This is a genomic window from Paenisporosarcina sp. TG20 (genome assembly GCF_000286315.1).
Taxonomy (GTDB): Bacteria; Bacillota; Bacilli; order Bacillales_A; family Planococcaceae; genus Paenisporosarcina.
In genome coordinates this window covers 1-644 of record NZ_ALJG01000022.1, presented here as the reverse complement: position 1 = coordinate 644, position 644 = coordinate 1, and the positions used below count along the sequence as shown (strand labels likewise).

General features: G+C 37.9%; 1 protein-coding gene. It reads right to left on the bottom strand.

Going from position 1 to position 644, the window contains the following annotated elements:
- Positions 1-458: 458 nt before the first annotated feature.
- On the bottom strand, positions 459-644 hold a 186-nt coding region (locus B371_RS23880; RefSeq protein WP_237721481.1), incomplete at its 5' end, for a hypothetical protein.

Genomic DNA, 644 nt, shown 5'->3' with positions numbered 1-644 from the left:
CACTTAAATTGAAAGTACCCACATCAATACTTAGATAGGATTACTAAACAAAAATATATCACTGAATAAACTTCACTTCCACTGAAATTCAAGAGGTTACTTGTGTGCTTTTAAAAAAGGAGATCACGCCTTGAGATTTATATGTTAGCGTAAGTTCCACCGTGAAAATTTTGTTTTACCATGTTATTCTCCATATATCAAAAACGCCATGAATACAGGGTTCTTGGCACTCTATAGTTGTATACTTTTCTATGTTGCAAGAAAAACCGGGCTAAGTACGCCCGGTCCTTTAAGAAGGGTAACCAATAGAAACCCGTTTATTTCCGCTACGGTGGACGCTTTTCGCGGGCTTGGCTTCAGTCTCCTCGTCACCGCAAAAACATGTGCTCCTGCGTGGCCTTCAGCTCAAGCTTTTCCCGCAAAAGTCGCCACCTCCGCTTCAATCAACTAGTGTGAATTTATCCAACATTGCAACGAATTCTATTTTTAGTGACAATTATTTGAAATCTTGAGCGATACAAAGCTACTAGGAATACTTCTTCTACACTATTTCTAAAAAGAGAAATACTTGCTAAAAATACCAGAATTTCAGTGTACATAATGCAAACCACTGTTCTGCAATCCCTTCTTTTTAAGTTGTATTT